Below are 703 nucleotides of genomic sequence, written 5' to 3'. Positions count from 1 at the left end.
CGGGAACCACACGGCGTCGGATGCGGTGCGTCGGGCTTGGCGGGCTTTGTGGTTTTGGTTGCGTTCGGTGGCGATGCGGGCCGCGCGGTTTTGGGCGCGGGTGCGTCGCCGGCGGGGCATCATCGCGGTCCGGTCGCCACGGCGGTCATCGTTGCGGTGCTTGGGTGCCGGCAGGTCCGCGGTGGGGGCACACAACTGCGGGAACAGCCACGAACTGCCCGGGGTGGTGACGTAGGTCTGCCCCGATGGCGAAGTCAGGATCAGCGTGCCGTCGGGCAGTTGCTGATCCCGCCACCCCCAGAAGGTCTTCACCAAATGATGGGTGCGGCAATAACATTTCAGATTCGACCCATGGGTGGGCCCGCCATCGGCGTAGGCGATGGTGTGGTCCAGATCGCAGTCAGCCGCCGGGCGGTCACAGCCGGGCCAGCGGCACGTCAGGTCCCGGCACCGCACAAAATCAGCCAGTGCCTTCGAGGGCACATACCCCGGCTCCGGTGGCGCATCGGCGGGATGGAGCACCGACACCAACCGGGCCGACTTGGCCAGCTCTGCGATCAACTCCGGCGGAATCAACGCACCGGCTCCGACAAACGAGCCCGGCGCATCCCCGGTGCCGTCCACGGTGGCCTGCTCGGCGATCACATGAATCATCACCGGCGTGGCCGCCGCACGACCCCCCGCCGCGCAATCAGGACGCCCG

1 protein-coding gene is annotated in these 703 nt (G+C 68.6%); it reads right to left on the bottom strand.

All coding sequences use genetic code 11. The features are described 5' to 3' along the window. Positions 1-703: HNH endonuclease signature motif containing protein (locus tag LI94_RS21375; RefSeq protein ID WP_046302509.1), on the bottom strand; the 703-nt coding region annotated here is incomplete at both ends.

Source organism: Mycobacterium sp. UM_Kg27, from assembly GCF_000972905.1.
In the GTDB taxonomy this organism is placed as follows: domain Bacteria; phylum Actinomycetota; class Actinomycetes; order Mycobacteriales; family Mycobacteriaceae; genus Mycobacterium.
The sequence above is the reverse complement of the archived record's forward strand: the minus strand, read 5'-3'. Positions and strand labels throughout refer to the sequence as shown.